The following is a 17,840-nucleotide window of genomic DNA, read 5'->3' as shown; positions in this document are numbered from 1 at the left end:
CCTTTTCCGATTCAGTTGGCGACAGCGGCAACGCCGGCCTTGGCGACCTGTGCATCCTGAGCGGCCGTCACGCCGGACACACCGACAGAACCGATCACTTGACCGTCGTGAATGACCGGCACGCCGCCTTCCAGCGAGCAGACCACGGGAGCGGACAGGAAGGCGTTGCGTCCGCCATTGACCATGTCCTCGTAGCCCTTGGTTTCACGGCGACCCACTGCGGCGCTGCGAGCTTTCTCGGTAGCGATGTAGGAAGCGATCGGCGCACAGCCGTCCAGACGCTCCAGCGCCAACGGGTGGCCGCCATCGTCAGCAACCACGATGGTCACGGCCCAGCCGTTGTTCTGCGCTTCGGTACGCGCGGCGGCAAGGATGTTGGCAACTTCGGTCTGAGTTAGCATGGCTTTGGTCTTCATGGTCTCTCCTGTCTTGGTATTCGGTTGTTCGCTATGTCGGGTGGGCCGTTGCCGCTCCGATCCAGCTCATCAAAACAATTCGTCAGGCAGCTGGCTGGTGGGCTAAAGCCCGCCCTACGCCGGGGCGCTTTTGCAACTCCTATGCGGGCCTTTGCACGCCTGGCTGCATCCGCCTCTTAGGCGACTCCGTCAAACCGGCAGGGTGGACGCTAGCCCACCAAATGGCTCAGGCCCGCTGAGATGGTGATCTATCGCAGAGCGCCACCCGGCCCATCCTAACGGTCAATAATCGCGTTTATTGCATCGCCTCCTCGACGATTTCGATCCAATGCCGCACCGGCGTCCGTCCGGCGCCATCGAGGTGCGACTGGCAGCCGATATTGGCGGTGACGATGACCTCGGGCTTGCCGCTTTCCAGCGCTGTGAGCTTGTTGTCACGCAGCTGCTTGGACAGCACCGGCTGGGTGATCGAATAGCTCCCCGCCGAGCCGCAGCACAGGTGCGCATCGGGCACCGCGGTGAGCTGGAAGCCGAGCCGTGTGAGCACGTCTTCGACCGCGCCGCCAAGCTTCTGTGCGTGTTGCAGCGTGCAGGGGCAATGAAAGGCCATGCGCTTGTCGGCTTTGGCGTTCAGCCGCTCGAGTTCGGCGCTGCGCATCACTTCGACCAGATCCTTGGCCAGCATGCTGACCCGCGCGGCCTTCGTCGCGTAGGCGGGATCGTCCCGTAGCAGATGACCATAGTCCTTGATGAAAGCCCCGCAGCCACTGGCGGTCTGAACGATGGCTTCTGCACCCTCTTCGATAGCCGGCCACCAGGCGTCGATGTTGCGTCGCGCCCGGTCAAGCCCGGCTTCCTGGGCATTGAGGTGGTAGTCCACCGCACCGCAACAACCCGCCTCACGCGCCGTAGTCACGCTGATGCCAAGGCGATCAAGCACGCGGGCGGTGGCGGCGTTGGTGTTGGGTGACAGGCTTGGCTGCACGCAGCCTTCGAGTATCAGCACGCGGCGGGTATGCAGCACCTGCGGCCGAGGCTTGGCCGGTGTGACCTGGCGCGGCATGTGGGCACGCAGCGTCGCGGGCATCAGCGGGCGCAGTGCATTGCCGGTACCTAGCAGCGCCTTGAACAGCCCTGGACGAGGGATGACGGTACGCAAGCCTGTGCGCAACAAGCGTTCGCCTGCCGAGCGCGGCACCTGCTGCTCCATGAAGCCGCGACCGATATCCAGCAGGTTGTGGTACTGCACGCCGGATGGACAGGTGGTTTCGCAGTTGCGGCAGGTCAGGCAGCGATCCAGATGGGTCTGGGTGCTCTCCGTGACTTCGCCACCTTCTAACATTTCTTTCATCAGGTAGATGCGCCCGCGCGGGCCATCCAGCTCGTCACCGAGCAGCTGATAGGTCGGGCAGGTGGCATTGCAGAAACCGCAGTGCACGCAGGAGCGCAGGATGCTTTCCGCCTCCTCGGCACGCGGCAGCTTCTTCGCGGCCTCACTCAGATTCGTTTGCATAGTTAGGTCTAGACCTCGGAATACATGCGGCCGGGGTTGAATATCCCCTGCGGGTCGAGTGCCGTCTTGAGCTGTCGGTGATAACGCAGCAGCGGCTCGCCCAATGGCTGAAACGGGCTGGTGGTCGCGCCAGCGGTAAAGCAGATGGCATGGCCGCCGACTTCGTTGACGATGCTGCGAATGGTCTGCGCATCCGCATCGGACTTCAGCCAGCGTTGGGCGCCCGCCCAGTCGATCAGCTGTTCGCCGGGGAGTGCGAGAACAGGGGTGTCCGTAGGCAGCGAAAGACGCCACAGTGGGCGCGCGTCGCTGAAGAAGCCCAGTCGCTGCTCACGCAAATCCTGCCAGTAGCCGGCCTCCAGTGACTGCCCGCCAATCCGGTCACACGCGGCATTCACGGAGCCCTCACCACCCTCCAGGCGCAGGTGCAAAGCCTGGCCGTCGTGGCTTGCTGCCGTAATCGGCACAGGTTGCTGGCCCCATTCGGCAAGCTTCAGCAGCGCGCGATCAACCGGCATTTCCACCCGTAGACTGCGGCACAGGCGAGGTTTGGGCAGCACCTTCAGCGAGACCTCGGTCAGCACCCCAAGGCAACCAAAGCTGCCAGCCATCAAGCGCGACAGGTCGTAGCCCGCTACGTTCTTCATCACTTCGCCGCCAAAGCGCAGGTGTTTGCCCTGCCCTGTGATCACGCGTGTGCCCAGCACGAAGTCGCGGACCGATCCGGACCAGGGCCGGCGTGGACCGGACAGTCCGGCGGCAATCATGCCGCCAACGGTAGCGCCTTCTCCAAGATGCGGCGGCTCGCACGGCAGCATCTGGTTGGCTTCGTCGAGCGCTGCTTCAAGCTCCGCCAAGGGCGTGCCGGCGCGGGCAGTGACGACCAGCTCGGTAGGGTCGTAGGTCACGATGCCACGATGCGCCCGGGTATCCAGCAGAGTGCCCTGAACGGCACGCCCCAGAAAAGCCTTGCTGTTGCCACCCTGGATTCGCAGCGGCGCGTTGCTGGCCAGCGCCTGGTTGACCTGATCGAGCATCTGCTCGCTGGCGTCAAAGGAAACCGTCATCAGAAACGCTCCAGTTCAGGGAAGGGCAACTGCCCGCCATGCACGTGCATGGCGCCGAATTCGGCGCAGCGATGCAGCGTCGGGATGTTCTTGCCTGGGTTGAGCAACCCGCTGGGGTCGAACGCGGCCTTCACCGCATGGAAGAGGGTCAGCTCGTCCGCGTTGAACTGGGCGCACATCTGATTGATCTTCTCGCGACCGACACCGTGCTCGCCGGTGATCGAGCCACCGACCTTTACGCAGAGTTCGAGGATCTTGCCGCCCAGCGCCTCGGCGCGCTCCAACTCGCCCTCAGTGTTGGCATCGAAAAGGATCAGCGGGTGCATGTTGCCGTCGCCGGCATGGAACACGTTGGCCACGCGCAGGCCGTATTCATCGGACAGGTCGGAAATGCCTCTGAGCACGCCCGGCAGCTCGCGCCGCGGGATGGTGCCGTCCATGCAGTAGTAGTCCGGCGAGATCCGGCCGACCGCCGGGAAGGCATTCTTGCGCCCAGCCCAGAATTTGACCCGCTCGGCTTCGTCCTTGGCCAGCCGCACCTCGGTGGCGCCGGCCAGTTTGAGCACCTCGCCCACGCGGGCGCAGTCATCGTGGACATCGGCCTCAACGCCATCCAGTTCGCAGAGCAGGATCGCCTCGGCGTCCACCGGGTAACCGGCGTGGATGAAGTCTTCGGCGGCACGGATCGACAGGTTGTCCATCATCTCCAGCCCACCGGGAATGATGCCCGCGGCGATGATGTCGCCTACCGCACGACCGGCTTTTTCCACAGAATCGAATGCCGCCAGCAGCACCTTCGCCACCTGCGGCTTGGGCAACAGCTTGACCGTCACTTCAGTAACGATGCCAAGCATGCCTTCGGAGCCAGTGAACAGCGCCAGCAGGTCGAAGCCCGGCGAATCCAGCGCATCAGAGCCGAGCACCATGCGCTCGCCCTCGACAGTGAGAATTTCGACCTTGAGCAAATTGTGCACGGTCAGCCCGTACTTCAGGCAATGCACGCCACCGGCATTCTCGGCAACGTTGCCGCCAATGGAACATGCAATCTGCGATGACGGATCTGGCGCGTAATAGAGGTCATAAGGCGCAGCAGCCTGAGAAATTGCCAGGTTGCGCACACCCGGCTGAACACGGGCGAAGCGACCGGCCGGGTCGACTTCAAGGATCTTGTTGAAACGCGCCATGACCAGCAGGATGCCCTGCTCCAGCGGCAGCGCACCGCCTGACAAACCCGTGCCGGCACCTCGCGCCACAACCGGTACACCACGCTTGTGAGCAATCTTCAGCAGGGTTTCGACCTGTTCGATGCGCTCGGGCAGCACCACCAGCATCGGCGTGGTGCGGTAGGCGGACAGGCCGTCGCACTCATAAGGCTTGAGGTCTTCGCCACGATGGAGAACGTCCATGTCGGGCAGCTGCGCCTTGAGATCAGCAAGCAATGCCGCCTTGTCGACCTTGGGCAGCTCACCATCGACGCGTTCGTCGTAAAGGATATTCATGGCAGTCGGTGCTCTTCTTTATTCACCGTCAGCACGGCCAGCTGCGGTGGTTTGACGCATCATTAGCCCCTCAGCCATATCCCGTCCACCCGGAAAACCACTGGTCCTACCAGTTTCTTTCGCCAGGCTTTCAAGCGATGCGGACAGAAGACCCATATATCGGCATCTTGACCCTGTAAATGCCGGCTGGGCTAAACTACACAAAATTGGTCCTACCAGTTGAGAAGCGGCTTATGCTCATCGAAAACACCCACGACAATCGCCGCCTGGCAGACGTCGTCGCCGAGCGGATCGAACGCTTGATCGTCGATGGCGTGCTCAAGGTCGGACAGACACTGCCATCGGAGCGACGCCTGTGCGAGAAGCTCGGTATCTCGCGCTCGGCGTTGCGTGAAGGGCTGCGTGTGCTGCGTGGCCGCGGCATCATCGAAACCGCGCAGGGTCGCGGGTCGCACGTGGCCCGGCTGTCTGGCGAACAGGATGCCAGCCCGCTGATGCACCTGTTCAACTCACAGCCGCGCACGCTTTACGATCTGCTGGAAGTACGCGCCCTGCTGGAAGGTGAGTCGGCGCGACTGGCCGCGCTACGCGGGACCGATGCTGATTTCATCCTGCTCCGCCGCCGCTATGAAGAAATGCTCGCCGCCCACACCGAAGCGGGCGCCGACCCTCGCGAGCACGCGCGACTGGATCACGCCTTTCACCTGGCCGTCAGCGAGGCGTCGCACAACCCGGTGCTGGTGCACACGCTGCAATCACTGACCGACCTGATGCTTTCCACGGTCTTCGCCTCAGTCAACAACCTCTACCACCGACCGATGCAGAAGCGGCAGATCGACCGGCAGCACTCCCGGCTGTTCCACGCCATCACCGAGCGCCTGCCAGACCAGGCGCAGCGCGCCGCCCGCGATCACATCCATAGCATCCGCGACAACCTCAAGGAAATCGAACAGGAAGAGCAGCGCTTGGTACGCGCGACCATGCGCCTGGAAGGCTGGGCCTGACGCTATGGGAACTGGTGCGCTGCAGCGCAGACCCCTGCCGGCACTGGAAAGTGCACAGCTGAACGACCGTAGGTATTCGAGCGCACCGCCGCGCCTGGGAGCCGGTGCCTTTGTCCGCCAGCCCGTTCACACCGGCTTTCTTGCTAGACTCGCCGCTTCTTTTTAGTCCCCGTTACCGCACGTGTCCGATTTCCAAGAATGGTTACCTGCTGACCGCCTCGCTGTGCCGCTCTCCGCTGACCTGCATGACTGGCTCTATGTCGACCGGGGTTCGCTTACCCGACGCCTGACTCGGCTGGCCGAAGGCGCGTTCAGCGTCGTACCGCTGGCTGAAGGCTGGCAGGTACTGCGAGACGATGAATGCGCCGCGCTGGGCGTGGCAGACGGCAGCGAGGGCTGGGTGCGCGAGGTCTACCTGCGAGGGCACGAGCAGCGCTGGGTATTCGCCCGCAGCGTTGCGGCGCGTCACGCCCTGGAACGGTCCGGGCTGGACCTGCCACACCTGGGCAGCCGCTCGTTGGGGGAGTTGCTGTTTAGCGACCCGGCATTCAAGCGCGGTCCGCTGGAAGCGCGGCGCTATCCTTCCGAGTGGCTTCCCGAGGCGGTGCGCGAGCCCCGGCTGTGGGCGAGACGCTCCTGTTTCAGCCAGGGCGACCTGCGCGTGCTGGTTGCCGAGGTGTTTCTGCCGGAGCTGTGGCAGGCCGCACGGATAACGACCTGATCGCGGCACAGACTGCCTAACCTGACCTTTACTGATCGGAGACCCGCCGATGTATCAGAAGCTTCTGCAATCGAGCAATCGCCTGCACCCGCGCGCCTGGGACTTCATTCAGCTGATGCGCCTGGACCGTCCGATCGGCACCTATCTGCTGCTGTGGCCGACGCTATGGGCACTGTGGATTGCCGGAGAAGGCTCACCCAGCGTAAAGAACATCGTGATCTTCGTGCTCGGAGTCATCCTCATGCGTGCGGCCGGTTGTGTGATCAACGACTTCGCCGACCGCAATCTCGATGGCCATGTCAGCCGCACCAAGGGCCGACCGCTCGCCACCGGCAAGATCACGTCCAGGGAAGCCTGGATCCTGTTCGCCATCCTCGTCGCCCTGAGCTTCATTCTGGTGTTGTTCACCAACGCTGCCACCATCTGGCTGTCATTCGGCGCGCTGGGCGTGGCGTCGCTTTACCCCTTCATGAAGCGCTACACCTACTACCCACAGGTCGTGCTGGGCGCGGCGTTTTCCTGGGGCATGCTGATGGCCTTCACTGCAGAGCGCGGCGAGCTGCCGCCCGAAGCCTGGCTACTATTCATCGCCAACGTGGTCTGGACCGTTGGCTACGACACCTATTACGCCATGGCGGACCGCGAGGACGACCTGAAAATCGGCATCAAGTCCACCGCCATCCTGTTCGGCGAAGCCGACCGCATCATCATTGCGACGCTTCAGGGCCTCGCCCTGTTCTGCCTGATCCTCGCTGGCGTGCGCTTCGAACTGGGCCAGTGGTTCCACCTGGGCCTAACCATCGCCGCCCTGTGCTTCGCCTGGGAATTCATCAAGACCCGCTCGCGCAAGCCACAGGCCTGCTTCAAAGCCTTCCTGCACAATCACTGGGCAGGGCTGGCCATCCTCGCCGGGATCGTTCTGGACTACGCAACGAAGGCAAGCTAGAGCCTTTACCCGACCTAAGCGCGAAACAGGCACAACCTATTGCTGTCACATCCCTGCAATATTTCCGTTATCTAATGCCGAGCGACAAGAACCGGACCGAGAGCGGACATGAACGGCAAATGCATACTGATCGTCGATGACGAAGCGCCAATTCGCGAGATGATCGTCGTGGCGTTGGAAATGGCCGGCTACGAATGCCTGGAAGCGGAAAATACGCAGCAAGCTCACGCGCTGATTATCGATCGCCAACCGGATCTGATCCTGCTCGACTGGATGCTGCCCGGAACTTCGGGAATCGAACTGGCGCGCCGACTCAAGCGCGACGAGATGACCGCGAATACCCCAATCATCATGCTCACCGCCAAGGATGCCGAGGACAACAAGATCCAGGGTCTGGAAGTGGGTGCGGATGATTACATCACGAAGCCGTTCTCACCCCGCGAGCTGGTTGCGCGCCTAAAGGCCGTGCTGCGTCGCGCCGCGCCCAGCGATAACGAGACACCCATCGAAATTGGTGGCCTGCTCCTCGACCCAATCAGCCACCGCGTGACCATCGACGGCACGCCGGCTGACATGGGCCCGACAGAATACCGGCTGCTGCAATTCTTCATGACGCACCAAGAACGCGCTTACACTCGCGGACAATTGCTGGATCAGGTCTGGGGCGGCAATGTGTACGTCGAAGAGCGCACCGTGGACGTGCACATCCGGCGCCTGCGCAAGGCCCTGGGCGAAACCTACGAAAATCTGGTGCAGACCGTGCGCGGTACCGGCTACCGCTTTTCCACCAAGAGCTGAACAAACCGCAACCGCTGTGCGTCAGTGGGCGTTATAGATGATTTCCGGCCGGCATCAAGCTGCCTCAAGGAGCGTTAGCGGTGAATCAAGACTGGCAAGGCGCTCTGGTGCGTCGCCTGCTTCTGATATTGGCAGGATGCCTGCTGATCGGCATGATTACGGGCGAGTACGCCTGGGCGTTGGTGGTCGGCCTCACCGGCTACCTCGGCTGGACGCTGTATCAGATTCGCCGGCTGCTGCTCTGGCTCAAGAGCGACCAGGCCGATCAGCCGCCGCCCGACAGCCACGGCCTGTGGGGCGAGATCTTCGATAATCTCTATCAGCTCCAACGCCGGGACCTGCGCCTGCGCGGGCAACTGCAGTCGGTGATCGACCGCGTCCAGGGCTCGACGACCGCGCTCAAAGACGCAGTGATCATGCTCGACAGCGACGGCAATCTGGAATGGTGGAACCCTGCTGCCGAGCGCCTGCTCGGGCTGAAGAAGCCGCAGGACACCGGCCATCCGGTGACGAACCTGGTGCGCCACCCGAGCTTCAAGGAATACTTCGACAAGGGCCGTCACGAAGAACCTCTGGAGCTGTCTTCACCGGTCAACGACCGACTCTGGCTGCAAGTAACCATCACCCGCTACGGCAACAGCGAGCACCTGATGGTGGTGCGCGATATTACGCGTCTCCATCAGCTGGAACAGATGCGCAAGGACTTCGTCGCCAACGTGTCTCACGAGCTGCGCACGCCGCTGACCGTGATCGCCGGGTACTTGGAAACGATGCTCGAACACACCGAAGAAATGCCGGCGCGATGGCCGCGAGCCTTGAATCAGATGAACCAGCAGGCCGGGCGCATGCAGCATCTGCTCAACGACCTGTTGCTGCTGGCAAAGCTGGAGGCCACCAGCCCGCCGACCAACACGCACCCGGTGGATGTCGCCAAGCTGCTGCAATCGATAAAGGGCGACGCCCAGGCGCTATCGGCCGAACGCAACCACAGGATCACCCTCGAAGCCGATCCCACCCTGATGCTCAAAGGCAGCGAGAGCGAGCTGCGCAGCGCCTTCTCCAACCTGATATTCAATGCGGTGAAGTACACACCGGACGCCGGTGAAGTGCATGTGCGCTGGTGGTGCAACGAGCACGGTGCGCACCTGGCGGTGCAGGATTCGGGCATCGGCATTGAGTCCAAACACCTGCCGCGCCTGACCGAGCGCTTCTACCGGGTTGATTCCAGCCGCGCGAGCAACACCGGCGGTACGGGACTTGGGCTGGCCATCGTCAAGCACGTACTGTTACGCCATCAGGGCCGCCTAGACGTGAACAGCACGCCCGGCAAAGGCAGTACCTTCACCTGTCACTTTCCACTGACGATTGCCAGCGTGAAGTGAAGGAGCGCGCAGCGCGCCAGCCCCGAAGCGCCTTGAAATAAGCCCGGGTCGGCCCCATCCTTGGGCCGTCATCCACTACCCGACACCCTAATGGACCCTTCCCCCAGCTTAGCCGCCAGTTACGTTGCACCCTCCTACTTTGCCGATTTCGGTCTGATTCTATTTGCCCTCTTCCTGGTCCTGCTCAACGGCTTTTTCGTTGCGGCCGAATTTGCCATGGTCAAGCTGCGCTCGACCAAGGTCGAGGCCATTGCCAAGCAGCACGGCTGGCGTGGGCATATCCTGCGCAAGGTTCATTCGCAGCTGGACGCCTATCTGTCCGCCTGCCAGCTGGGCATCACGCTGGCCTCCCTCGGGCTCGGCTGGGTCGGCGAGCCGGCTTTCGCACACCTGCTGGAGCCAGTGCTGAAGGCGATCGGAGTGGAGTCGCCAGCCGTCGTTCACGGCATCGCGTTTTTCACGGCCTTTTTCATCATTTCCTATCTGCACATCGTGGTCGGCGAGCTAGCCCCCAAGTCCTGGGCAATTCGCAAGCCCGAGCTACTTTCGCTGTGGACGGCGGTGCCCCTGTACCTGTTCTACTGGGCCATGTATCCGGCTATTTACCTGCTCAACGCCAGCGCCAATGCCATCTTGCGGGTGGCTGGACAAGGTGAGCCCGGCAGCCATCACGAACACCACTACAGTCGCGACGAGCTGAAGCTGATCCTGCACTCCAACCGCGCGCTGGACCCAGCCAATCAGGACATCAAGGTACTGGCCTCTGCGGTAGAGATGAGCGAGCTGGAAGTCGCCGACTGGGCAAACTCGCGCGAAGATCTCCTGCAGCTGGAGCACGACGCATCGCTCGGCGACATTCTCGAGCTGATTCGCCGCCATAAGTACAGCCGCTACCCTGTGTACGACAGCGCTCGGAGCGAGTACATCGGGCTGCTGCACATCAAGGATCTGCTCCTGGCGCTCGCCGGTGACGAGCAGTTGGCGCAGCACTTCGATCTGATCGCCCTGCTACGCCCGCTGGAGCGGGTGTCCCGGCATCTACCGCTGAATGCGCTACTCGATCAGTTTCGCCAGGGTGGCGCGCATTTCGTGCTGGTGGAAGAAGGCGATCACAAGGTGGTGGGCTTCCTGACCATGGAGGATGTGCTCGAGGTGTTGGTGGGCGACATTCAGGATGAACACCGCAAGGCCGAACGCGGCATTCTCGCTTATCAACCCGGGAAGCTGCTGGTGCGCGGCGACACGCCGTTGTACAAGGTCGAACGACTGCTGAACATCAACCTCGACCACGTCGATGCCGACACCCTGGCAGGGCTGATCTACGAAACCCTGAAGCGGGTACCGGAGGAGAACGAAGTATTGCTGGTGGACGATCTGCAGATCGTCATCAAGAAAATGCGCGGCCCGAAGATCGTATTGGCCAAGGTGCTCAAGCAAGATTAGATTCGCAGCCGACCAATGCGTGCCGGCTGCTTTGAGTCAGTCCCCGCCGACGGCGAAGTTGGGCAGGCTGTTGACCGGCTGGGCGAAATCGAAAGGAATCGACTCGACGGCCAGCCCAACGTTGCGCTGGACCACGAAGTGCAGGTGCGGGCCGGTGCTATTGCCGGTATTGCCGGAGCGCGCCAGCTGGCTTCCGGTTTCGATACGCTGACCTTCGCGAACGCTCACCGAGCCCTTCATCAGGTGCAGATACACGCCCATGGTGCCGTCATCGTGCAACAGCCGCACGAAATTGCCGGCCGGGTTGTTGCCGCGCCCGCTCTGATCGTTCTCGATCTTCACCACCATGCCACCCCGCGCCGCCACGATGGGCGTGCCTTCAGGCATGGCGATGTCGGCGGCGTAGCGTCCTTTCGGGGTGAAGTGGCTGTACTTGCCATTGGCGCCCTGAGTCAGACGGAACGGGCCGCCACGCCAGGGCAACGGATAACGGTAGGGTTTGGGCAGTAGACGCGGATCACCCAGTGCGTGACGCAGCTTGGGCGTGTACTTGAGCGGCTTCGAGGGATCGAGCGCCGCGAGTGTCGCCAGCCGGATCTGGCTGCGCGGCGGCAGCACCCAGCGGATCGGCTTGTCTGGCGCGCCGACGGCGTTCTGTACGCCGGTCAACTTCAGCTCGATATCCACCGGCGCGAACAGATCATTGCGCACCAGCAGGGTCTCACCACCGGCGTGCTTGCGGGTTTCCAGCTTCACCTGGGTGTCGAGCTTCTCGACCATGCGATCACTGAACGTGAACACCCGCGCGCCCGGGGCAGCCTGGTCGCTGTAAGTGACCACGCCGTTGGCGTCAGTGTATTTATAAATGGTCAGGGCTGACGCGGATGAGGCCAGCCAGAACGATCCGAGAACGAGAATGATGCGCCACGACATAACGGCAGACTTCATAGGGTTATGTAGTAAGAGGGCTGCAGACTAGCAGCGCAACGGGGCACAGGCGAGCCACCGACCGTCGGCCTGTGAAATTGTTCCGGCGGCAGTGCAAAGTTTCTGATGAGCGGAGCGCCGGTCAAGCGACCGACGCGGCGGGCGACCCGGTTCAGGCGCCTGGAACGAAGTGTCGTTGTGCCGTGCCACGGGCGATGAGACGCGACAGGTAGTCAAGTTTCTGGGGATCACGATCGACGAAGCGGAAGGTCAGTTGCAGCCATTCGCTGTCCGGCTTCGGCTCCACAGCTGCAACGGCGTGCAAATAGCCGTTGAGGCGCGCGACTTCACCGCCTTCGCTCTGCTCAAGATCGAGCACAGCGCTTTCCAGCACTTGCGGCAACGTATCGCCGCGTTTGACGACCAACAATCCTTCTTTGAGGCTCAGGGCCTTGATCACGCAAGGCAGCGTCCCGGACGCCAGGCGTAGCTGGCCCTGACCACGACCGGCGCTAGCGGCTGCAGCAGCGGGCTTGCCTGCTGGAGGACGGATCAGGGGCGACGATGCAGCAGCCGACGGAGCGCTCACAGCCGGCTTGACCACGTCAGCCTTGCCGCCTGTCAGGGCCGCGAGCGAATCATTGGCCATCCCAGTATTGGTTGGTCGCGCTGGGGCGCTGGCTGCCAGAGCATCGAGCTTGCCGGCCCGGCCAAGCGCCTTGCGTACCTTGGTGCTCAGCTGTTCGTTGGAGAATGGCTTGCCGATGAAGTCAGACACACCGGACTGGATGGCCTGCACCACGTTTTCCTTGTCACCACGGCTGGTGACCATGATGAACGGGGTGGTTTTGAGCTTATCCTGTGCACGGCACCAAGTGAGCAGTTCAAGCCCGGACATTTCCGGCATCTCCCAATCGCAGAGAATCAGGTCGAAGGTGTCCCGATCGAGCATCTGCTGGGCCTTGCGCCCATTCACGGCGTCCTCGATACGAATCCCCGGAAACTGGCTGCGCAACCCCTTCTTGATCAGATCCCGAATGAAGGGCGCGTCATCCACCACCAGCACACTGACTTTGCTCATCACTCGCTCCTGCTTGAATGGCCGTCAGCATAGCGTTAGCGGCCCGTCGAAAAAAGCATTCCGGATCAACGTAGACAATTGCCTCCAGATGACCCGAAGCGTGCCGCACTGACGATGATCACCACAGCCCTGGCCGAGCGCGGCATACTGCGGATTCCGTTCCTGCACCGCGAGGCCCTGATGGTTCAGCATATTCTCGTCGCCCACGACCTCAGCCCCGATGCCGACCTCGCCCTGACTCGCGCAGCGCAACTGGCGCAGCAGACTGGCGCGAGGCTCAGCGTTCTGCACGTTCTGGAGGGCGACGTGGACGAGCCGCAGGCGCGCGGCAGCTTAGATGCCGCACTTACACGTCATGCGCTTGGCCAGGAGCAGCTCTGGATCAGGCAGGGCCGCGCCGCTGAAGAGATCCTCACTCAGACCGCCGGTCTGGAAGCCGATCTACTGGTGATGGGTCGCCATCATCGCCTCTCGCCACAAAGTTTCGCCGGCACGACCCTGGAGCAGGTGCTGCAAAGCTGCCCGGCACCGCTGCTGCTTGCGATCGCGCCGCCTGCACCCTACTCCAGCGCGCTGGCTGCCCTCGATTACTCGGGCTGCGCCAGCCGGGCGCTGTCCGTTGCTTGGGCATTGTTGTCGAGCAGCGGTGAGCTGACGGCGCTGAATATCCATGAGGTATCCGAACTCCAGCAGCCGGATGCATCGGACCTGGCTCTTCAGCAGGAACTGTTCGATCAGCTGGTGACCGACCTGCGTGCAGACCTGAATGAGAGCGACGGTCGGCTACATACCAGCCTTCGCTACGGTGAGCGCAACAATTGCCTGGATTCGGCCATCGCAGCAGTCCAGCCGCAACTGCTCGCCCTCGGCAGCCACAGCCGTGGAGAAATTAGCGACACGCTCCTTGGCAGTCTGACGCGGCAATACCTCGATCAACCGCCCTGCGACATCCTCATCGCACGCTGATACCGCCACCTGATCGCAAAAAATGCCGTTTGGCTTGAAAAGCGGCTGGCCTGCGCCGCACAGCCCGATCATGGCTGAATGATCCCTGCCGGATGCCGTCTCATCGCAGCGGTGCAAGTTGCGTCTGCCTGATCCCCTGCTACGTTTAGTTCTACAAAACAATAACTAGAAGAACCCTATGCCAGCTCGATCCATGTCGCAGCCTCCGGCGCCTATCGACTGTCCGTGCCAGCTCCACACGGCGGCATCCCGCTTATCGAAACGACCCCATTCTGCAGCCGCACAGCCCTCACTAGGCCATGGGCTCTTTCCTGCGCGTTCTTCCCGGCATTGCGTCGTACAGCCACCGGTGCGGCGCGCCCGCCCCATGCGATCTGGCAATAAAAACGACCGAACTCTTCAGTGCGTGACAGGCCGCATGTGCCGGTTTGTCAGCGCTCAACCCCCGCAAGGAGACAGGCGATGATGAAGCTTCTGGCATTGGCTACGGCAACCCTGGGCGCGGCAACTGCGCTTCCGGCGCTGGCGGCGGAGATTTCCGACGGCAAGGTGAAGATCGGAATTCTCAACGACCAGTCCGGCGTATACGCCGACTTCGGCGGCAAGTGGTCCTTCGAGGCGGCAAAGATGGCGGCGGAAGATTTCGGCGGCAAGGTGCAAGGCGCCGCCATCGAGATCGTCACCGCCGACCATCAAAACAAGCCGGACATCGCATCCAACATTTCCCGCCAGTGGTACGACCGCGAGCAGGTGGACTCCATCATGGAGCTGACCACCTCGTCCGTGGCGCTGGCTGTGCAGGGTATCTCCAAGGAAAAGAAGAAGATCAATCTGGTGACCGGCGCGGCCACCACCGAGCTGACCGGCAAGCAGTGCTCGCCCTACGGCTTCCACTGGGCCTATGACACCCATGCGTTGGCAGTCGGCACAGGCGGTGCGCTGGTTTCGCAGGGCGGCAAGAGTTGGTACTTCCTGACGGCCGACTATGCCTTCGGCTATTCGCTGGAGGAGCAGACCAGCAAGTTCGTCCAGGCAAACGGCGGCGAGATCAAGGGCTCGGTTCGCCACCCGCTGGCGACCAACGATTACTCGTCCTTCCTGCTGCAGGCGCAGTCTTCCGGGGCGCAGGTCATCGGACTGGCCAACGCGGGAATGGATACCGCCAATGCCATCAAGCAGGCTGCGGAGTTCGGCATCGTCGCCAGCGGCCAGCGCCTGGCAGCGTTGCTTTTCACCCTCTCGGAAGTTCACGGCCTGGGGCTGGAAGCGGCTCAGGGCCTGACCCTGACCGAGAGCTTCTACTGGGACCGTGACGACCAATCGCGCGAATTCGCGCAGCGCTTCTTCGAGCGTACCGGGCGGATGCCGAACATGGTCCACGCGGGAACCTATTCCGGCGTGATGCAGTATCTCAAGGCCATCGACAAGACCGGCACCGACGAAACAGAAGCCGTGGCTAAGGCTATGCACGAGATGCCGGTGGACGATCTGTTTGCACGCAACGCCAAGGTCGGCGCCAACGGCCGGCTGATCAGCGACGTTTACCTGATGGAAGTGAAGAAGCCGGACGAGAGCGAAAAGCCATGGGACTACTACAAAGTTCTGGCCACCGTGCCGGGTGACGAGGCTTACATCAAACCTGCCGACAGCGGCTGCGATCTGGTGAAGCAATAAGCATGACCGTCCAGAGCAGCCCGGCTGAGAGCCATCCGGCGCCGCTAGCGGTAGGCGAGAAGTCGTCTGTCGTGCTCTCGGCGCGCGGGCTGCGCCGGGACTTCAAGGGGTTCGTCGCCGTCAACAACGTCGACCTGGACGTGCATCACGCCCGGGTTCACGCGCTGATCGGGCCCAACGGCGCTGGCAAGACCACCGTGTTCAACTTGCTGACCAAGTTTCTGCAACCGTCCAGCGGCAGCATCACGCTGCTTGGAGAAGACATCACCCGTACCGACCCGGCCAAAGTCGCGCGCATGGGGCTGGTGCGCTCATTTCAGATTTCGGCCGTCTTCCCGCACCTGAGCGTGCTGGAAAACGTGCGCGTGGCCCTGCAGCGCCCCGGCGGTCTGGCGACGCAGTTCTGGCTGCCGCTGCGCTCGCTGAACCGGCTCAATGAAAAGGCCATGGCGCTGATCGAATCGGTCGGCCTTGAGGACGCTTGTAATAGCCCCGCCGCGGACCTGTCATACGGGCGCAAGCGGGTGCTGGAGATCGCCACCACCCTAGCGCTCGAACCCAAGGTGCTGTTGCTCGACGAGCCAATGGCAGGAATGGGCCACGAGGATGTGCACATCGTTTCCGACCTGATCCGCGAAGTAGCCCGCAGCCGCGCGGTGTTGATGGTCGAGCACAACCTGAAGGTCGTCGCCGATCTGTGCGATCAGGTGACGGTACTGCAGCGCGGAGAAATCCTCACGTCGGGCGATTACCGCAGCGTGAGCCAGGACCCTCGTGTGCGCGAGGCCTATATGGGGACTGAAGATGAGTGAAGCGATGCCGCTGCTGAGTGTTCGCGAGCTCAACGCCTGGTACGGCGAAAGCCACGCGCTGCACGGGATCGACCTGGAGGTGCGTCAGGGCGAGACGGTCACGCTGCTTGGCCGCAACGGCGTGGGCAAGACCACCGCATTGCGCTCGATCATGGGCATCATCCGCAAACGCACGGGCACCATCCATTTCGATGGACACGACATGATGCGCGTACCGCTGCATCGCGCCGCCCACACCGGCATGGGCTTCGTGCCCGAGGAACGTGGGATCTTCGCGACGCTGACGGTGGACGAGAACCTAAACCTGCCACCCATTATCGCCAAAGGCGGCATGAGCACCGCCGAAATCTACGAGCTGTTCCCCAACCTCAAGGAACGCCGCAACAGCGCCGGCACCAAGCTGTCGGGCGGTGAGCAGCAGATGCTCGCCATCGCGCGAATACTGCGAACCGGCGCGAAATTGCTGCTGCTCGACGAGCCCACCGAAGGCCTGGCGCCTGTCATCGTTCAGCGCATCGGCGACGTCTTGCTCACCCTCAAGCAACGCGGCATGACCATCCTGCTGGTGGAGCAGAATTTCCGCTTCGCCAGCAAGGTTGCTGATCGGTTCTATCTGGTCGACCACGGCAGGATCGTCGACACCTTTCACGTCAGCGAACTGCCGGATCGCATGTCTTTACTCAACGAAACCCTGGGGGTCTGATGACGGAGATCTTCGGCGTACCCATACAGGCCTTTCTCGGCCAGTTGCTGATCGGGCTGATCAACGGCTCCTTCTACGCCATGCTCAGCCTGGGGCTGGCGATCATTTTCGGCCTGCTCAAGGTGATCAACTTTGCTCATGGCGCCCAGTACATGATGGGCGCCTTCGCTGGCTATCTGCTGCTGGCAGTGCTGGGCATCGGCTACTGGCCGGCGCTGATCCTGGCGCCTTTGATCGTCGGCCTCGCCGGCGCAGCGGTGGAGCGGCTGGCGCTGTCGCGGCTGTACAACCTCGATCACCTTTACGGTTTGCTCTTCACCTTCGGCCTGGCCCTCGCACTCGAAGGCGCCTTCCGCTACTACTACGGCTCTTCGGGCCAACCCTACGCGGTGCCGAGCGCGCTTTCGGGCGGATACAACCTCGGCTTCATGTTTCTGCCCAAGTACCGCGCCTGGGTAGTCGTGGCTTCGTTGCTCATCTGTCTGAGCACCTGGTTGCTGATCGAAAAGACCAAGCTCGGCTCCTACCTTCGCGCCGCCACCGAAAACCCCACGCTTGTACGCACCTTCGGCATCAACGTGCCGCTGCTTTTGACCTTCACCTACGGCCTCGGCGCGGGTCTGGCGGGACTGGCCGGCATCCTCGCGGCCCCCATCTACCAGGTCAGCCCGCTGATGGGATCGAATCTGATCATCGTGGTCTTCGCCGTGGTGGTGGTCGGCGGCATGGGCTCGATCCTTGGCGCCATCATCACCGGCTACATGCTCGGCATCCTGGAAGGCCTGACCAAGGTGTTCTACCCCGAGGCATCCAATATCGTGATCTTCGTGGTCATGGCGATCGTGCTGCTCGTGCGTCCAGCGGGCCTGATGGGAAGGGATGGCTGAC

General features: G+C 62.5%; 17 protein-coding genes. 11 read left to right on the top strand and 6 right to left on the bottom strand.

All coding sequences use genetic code 11. The annotated features are described in order from the left end of the window. Positions 1–11 precede the first annotated feature (11 nt). The 4 genes from NA619_RS04440 to glcD all read right to left on the bottom strand — a co-directional run bounded on the left by NA619_RS04440 (position 12) and on the right by glcD (position 4,495). A complete protein-coding gene (locus tag NA619_RS04440; protein ID WP_255960326.1) occupies positions 12–416 on the bottom strand; it encodes a heme-binding protein in 405 nt (134 codons plus the stop codon). 295 nt (positions 417–711) lie between these two features. Further along, the gene (glcF, locus tag NA619_RS04435; RefSeq protein WP_255960323.1) at positions 712–1,929 is read right to left on the bottom strand and encodes a glycolate oxidase subunit GlcF; all 1,218 of its coding nucleotides are present in this window, start codon (positions 1,927–1,929) and stop codon (positions 712–714) included. Positions 1,930–1,937: 8 nt separating this feature from the next. Continuing rightward, positions 1,938–2,996, bottom strand: coding sequence for a glycolate oxidase subunit GlcE (glcE, locus tag NA619_RS04430; protein ID WP_423836798.1), 1,059 nt, complete (start codon positions 2,994–2,996; stop codon positions 1,938–1,940). Further along, on the bottom strand, positions 2,996–4,495 hold the full coding sequence (gene glcD, locus NA619_RS04425) for a glycolate oxidase subunit GlcD (protein ID WP_255960321.1): 1,500 nt from the start codon (positions 4,493–4,495) through the stop codon (positions 2,996–2,998). The genes glcE and glcD overlap by 1 nt, the downstream gene beginning before the upstream one ends. Positions 4,496–4,728: 233 nt before the next feature. On the opposite strand from glcD, the gene glcC reads away from it, so the two are divergent. The 6 genes from glcC to NA619_RS04395 all read left to right on the top strand — a co-directional run bounded on the left by glcC (position 4,729) and on the right by NA619_RS04395 (position 10,789). Next, positions 4,729–5,499 (top strand): transcriptional regulator GlcC, encoded by a 771-nt coding sequence (gene glcC, locus NA619_RS04420; RefSeq protein ID WP_255960319.1) that lies wholly within the window; start codon positions 4,729–4,731, stop codon positions 5,497–5,499. A 181-nt stretch (positions 5,500–5,680) separates the two neighbouring features. After that, positions 5,681–6,220, top strand: a complete 540-nt coding sequence (locus NA619_RS04415) for a chorismate--pyruvate lyase family protein (RefSeq protein ID WP_255960317.1) — start codon at positions 5,681–5,683, stop codon at positions 6,218–6,220. 49 nt (positions 6,221–6,269) lie between these two features. Beyond that, entirely contained in the window at positions 6,270–7,166 is an 897-nt protein-coding gene (gene ubiA, locus NA619_RS04410) for a 4-hydroxybenzoate octaprenyltransferase (protein ID WP_255960315.1), read from the top strand. Positions 7,167–7,274: 108 nt separating this feature from the next. Beyond that, positions 7,275–7,964 (top strand): phosphate regulon transcriptional regulator PhoB, encoded by a 690-nt coding sequence (phoB, locus tag NA619_RS04405; RefSeq protein ID WP_021207221.1) that lies wholly within the window; start codon positions 7,275–7,277, stop codon positions 7,962–7,964. Positions 7,965–8,044: 80 nt separating this feature from the next. After that, a complete protein-coding gene (phoR, locus tag NA619_RS04400; protein ID WP_255960313.1) occupies positions 8,045–9,346 on the top strand; it encodes a phosphate regulon sensor histidine kinase PhoR in 1,302 nt (433 codons plus the stop codon). A gap of 90 nt (positions 9,347–9,436) precedes the next feature. Beyond that, complete coding sequence (locus NA619_RS04395; RefSeq protein WP_255960311.1) at positions 9,437–10,789, top strand: hemolysin family protein; 1,353 nt, start codon at positions 9,437–9,439, stop codon at positions 10,787–10,789. Between the two features lie 36 nt (positions 10,790–10,825). Here NA619_RS04395 and NA619_RS04390 read toward each other — a convergent pair whose 3' ends face one another. Together NA619_RS04390 and NA619_RS04385 are read right to left on the bottom strand one after the other, a co-directional pair. Beyond that, positions 10,826–11,722 (bottom strand): peptidoglycan DD-metalloendopeptidase family protein, encoded by an 897-nt coding sequence (locus NA619_RS04390; protein ID WP_255960309.1) that lies wholly within the window; start codon positions 11,720–11,722, stop codon positions 10,826–10,828. 166 nt (positions 11,723–11,888) lie between these two features. Further along, positions 11,889–12,797 carry a response regulator gene (locus NA619_RS04385; RefSeq protein WP_255960307.1) on the bottom strand — a complete coding sequence of 303 codons (909 nt, stop codon included), beginning with the start codon at positions 12,795–12,797 and terminating at the stop codon, positions 11,889–11,891. 180 nt (positions 12,798–12,977) lie between these two features. Here NA619_RS04385 and NA619_RS04380 point away from each other — a divergent pair, with 180 nt between their 5' ends. From NA619_RS04380 to NA619_RS04360, 5 genes are all read left to right on the top strand, one after another. Beyond that, a complete protein-coding gene (locus NA619_RS04380; protein ID WP_255960826.1) occupies positions 12,978–13,763 on the top strand; it encodes a universal stress protein in 786 nt (261 codons plus the stop codon). Between the two features lie 465 nt (positions 13,764–14,228). Then, positions 14,229–15,437, top strand: a complete 1,209-nt coding sequence (locus NA619_RS04375; protein WP_255960825.1) for an ABC transporter substrate-binding protein — start codon at positions 14,229–14,231, stop codon at positions 15,435–15,437. A gap of 2 nt (positions 15,438–15,439) precedes the next feature. Beyond that, positions 15,440–16,249, top strand: coding sequence for an ABC transporter ATP-binding protein (locus NA619_RS04370; RefSeq protein WP_255960305.1), 810 nt, complete (start codon positions 15,440–15,442; stop codon positions 16,247–16,249). Next, positions 16,242–16,952, top strand: a complete 711-nt coding sequence (locus NA619_RS04365) for an ABC transporter ATP-binding protein (RefSeq protein WP_255960303.1) — start codon at positions 16,242–16,244, stop codon at positions 16,950–16,952. Before NA619_RS04370 ends, NA619_RS04365 begins: the two co-directional genes overlap by 8 nt. Beyond that, positions 16,952–17,839, top strand: a complete 888-nt coding sequence (locus NA619_RS04360) for a branched-chain amino acid ABC transporter permease (protein ID WP_255960301.1) — start codon at positions 16,952–16,954, stop codon at positions 17,837–17,839. The genes NA619_RS04365 and NA619_RS04360 overlap by 1 nt, the downstream gene beginning before the upstream one ends. The last annotated feature ends 1 nt before the right edge of the window (position 17,840 follow it).

Origin of the sequence: Stutzerimonas stutzeri (assembly GCF_024448895.1) — a bacterium.
GTDB classification, from domain to species: domain Bacteria; phylum Pseudomonadota; class Gammaproteobacteria; order Pseudomonadales; family Pseudomonadaceae; genus Stutzerimonas; species Stutzerimonas stutzeri_Q.
Note: the sequence above shows the minus strand (reverse complement) of the source record. Positions and strands in the feature narration are given on the sequence as shown.